This window comes from Bacillus sp. mrc49 (assembly GCF_002803435.1).
In genome coordinates this window covers 1-2610 of the sequence record NZ_PHNG01000781.1, presented here as the reverse complement: position 1 = coordinate 2610, position 2610 = coordinate 1, and the positions used below count along the sequence as shown (strand labels likewise).

Sequence of the window (2610 nt, the reverse complement as noted above, 5' to 3'; positions counted from 1 at the left end):
CAATAATCAATCGATATCTGAAGTGATGACTACGGATATCCCGACCGTCAAAGAAGATGAATTGCTAGGAAACCTTATGGACGTGATGGCAACGTCAAGCTTGCCGATCTCTGTCGTAGATGATGAAAAAAGAATTAAAGGAATTCTTCTCCGCGGTGCCGTTATCGGTGCCTTGGCAGGTAATAAAGATTCCTTGAATGAAATGGAGAGTGAATAATTCAATGAATATGCCGAAAATCCCACTAGGAGCTTGGGTCGATTCTTTAGTGGATTGGATAACTATTGTATTTGCTGGGTTATTTACACTGATTACGAATGTTATTGAAGGACTTTTAAATATACTTGTCGACGTAATGAGTGCCGGACCATCCATCGTATTGATTGTAGTGCTAACCCTGCTGGTTACCTATACAAGCAGATGGCCATTGGGAATCTTTACACTTATCAGCTTGCTATTGATCGATAACCTTGGTTATTGGGAATCAAGCATCCAAACACTGGCTATCGTGCTATTGTCAGGATTCCTAACGATATTGATCGGGATACCGATTGGGATATGGTGCGCCCAAAATAATACGGTGCGCAAGATCGTCACCCCGATTTTGGACTTCATGCAAACGATGCCCGCATTCGTTTACTTGATTCCTTCGATATTATTCTTTGGAATAGGGGTAGTGCCGGGGATCATTGCGTCATTCATTTTCGCAATCGCACCGACAATCCGGATGACGAATCTTGGAATTCAGGAAGTGCCCAATGATTTGATCGAAGCATCGGATGCTTTTGGCTCGACCAGTGGCCAGAAGTTAATCAAGGTACAAATACCTTTGGCCACTCCGACGATCATGGCAGGGGTCAACCAAAGCATCATGCTCGCACTTTCCATGGTCGTTACAGCTTCATTGGTCGGTGCACCAGGACTTGGGGCAGATGTTTACCGCGCTGTCAGCCAAATAAATGTAGGACAAGGATTCGAAGCAGGACTATCCATCGTCATCATAGCAATCATTCTTGATCGTATTACGCAAAATCTTCGTAAGCCGGCTTACGAGCACATCGTTAGCAGAAAAATCATTGTAATCGTTCTTGCGATACTCGTGGTCGCTACTGCACTATTCACTACGTTTGCAAAAGACACGGGTGTGAAAGGCGATGAGAACAGTTTTGCTGCCAAAGCCAATTATGAAATCATCGGAATCGAACCTGGAGCAGGAATAATGAAGCAAACCAAAACCGCTATTTCCGATTATAAGCTAGATGATTGGAAGCTTGTCGAAGGATCTTCGGCTGCTATGGTAGCTGAATTGAAAAAGGCAATCGATAAAAAAGAACCAATCGTCGTTACAGGCTGGACACCGCATTGGATGTTCTCGAAATATGACTTGAAATATCTCGAAGATCCGGATGAAGCATACGGCGGAGCTGAAAATATCAATTCGATCGCCAGAAAAGGTCTTGAACAGGATGCGCCAGGGGCCTATAAAATTCTTGATCAATTCTACTGGGAAACGAAAGATATGGAAAATGTAATGGTTAATGTTGCAGAAGGAATGACTCCTTCAGAGGCAGCAGATAAGTGGATAAAAGAACATCAGGACAAGGTATCCAAATGGACCAAGGGTGCAGCGCCAGGAAACGGTAAAAAAATCAAATTGGTTTATGTTGCCTGGGATACTGAAATTGCCAGCACGAATGTAATTGGCAAGGTACTGGAGAAAAACGGGTATGACGTAACATTAAGCCAAGTTGAGGTGGGACCAATGTTTGCCGGTGTGGCAAACGGAAGTGCCGATGCCATGGTGGCTGGTTGGCTTCCAAGTACACATATGGAGTACTATGATAAGTACAAAGCCGATTTGGTCAACCTTGGACCAAACTTAAAAGGAACGAAAAATGGTCTGGTCGTACCTGATTATGTAGATATCGATTCGATCGAAGACTTAAAGTAAGTAAAAAATAGGGAATCTCATTAGAGATTCCCTATTTTTTTAGTTATCACAAGCTACAGACTGTTAAGTGAATGAAGGGGGCTCAATGGATGGAAACGAACTTGCCTGTCAATTCTTCTTCCGTTACTTCAATCTTCCCTTGTAAATCCTCAGCCAGTAGCACATAGCTTTTGACACCGATGAATTCGGAATGCGAAATCAAAAAGAATTTTGTTCCTTTTTTGTACGCAAAGGATTCTTCTTTGATTAACTTATACATTTTCATATTGTTTTTTCCACCTTGACTATCATAAGTTCATCATTTTTCATGTATCGGATTAAAGAATGCAGTCATTATGTACAATTTTAGCTGTTCCAATAATAATGAGTCAAGACCATCAAAGACCATCACCGATTGTCAAATGATAGGCGTGTCCACCTTTGTCTGGCACTGCATATTATGGAATGGTAAAGTTGTGAATAAGGTTTGTTTGCTACATAAGAAATAATCAGGGTACATAATGAATCAGGAAGGTGTGGAAAAAATGAAACCAATCATATTCGATGTTGATACAGGAATTGATGATGCCCTGGCGATGGCATACGCATTACATTCCCCAGAATTGGAGGTGCTCGGTTTCACGACTTGCTTCGGCAATGTGGCCGTTGAGGATGCGACTCG

4 protein-coding genes are annotated in these 2610 nt (G+C 42.2%); 3 read left to right on the top strand and 1 reads right to left on the bottom strand.

Translation table 11 applies throughout. The annotated features are described in order from the left end of the window. Together CVN76_RS24405 and CVN76_RS32190 are read left to right on the top strand one after the other, a co-directional pair. A partial coding sequence (locus CVN76_RS24405) for a CBS domain-containing protein (protein ID WP_157805786.1) occupies positions 1-217 on the top strand: 217 nt, incomplete at its 5' end. Between the two features lie 4 nt (positions 218-221). Continuing rightward, on the top strand, positions 222-1949 hold the full coding sequence (locus CVN76_RS32190) for a glycine betaine ABC transporter substrate-binding protein (protein ID WP_100533389.1): 1728 nt from the start codon (positions 222-224) through the stop codon (positions 1947-1949). An 82-nt stretch (positions 1950-2031) separates the two neighbouring features. On the opposite strand, the gene CVN76_RS24395 is transcribed toward CVN76_RS32190, so the two are convergent. Next, the gene (locus CVN76_RS24395) at positions 2032-2214 is read right to left on the bottom strand and encodes a hypothetical protein (RefSeq protein WP_061143190.1); all 183 of its coding nucleotides are present in this window, start codon (positions 2212-2214) and stop codon (positions 2032-2034) included. Between the two features lie 259 nt (positions 2215-2473). Between CVN76_RS24395 and CVN76_RS24390 the strand changes: the two genes are divergently transcribed. Further along, positions 2474-2610 (top strand): nucleoside hydrolase (locus CVN76_RS24390; protein ID WP_198512642.1); only part of this gene is annotated, 137 nt, incomplete at its 3' end.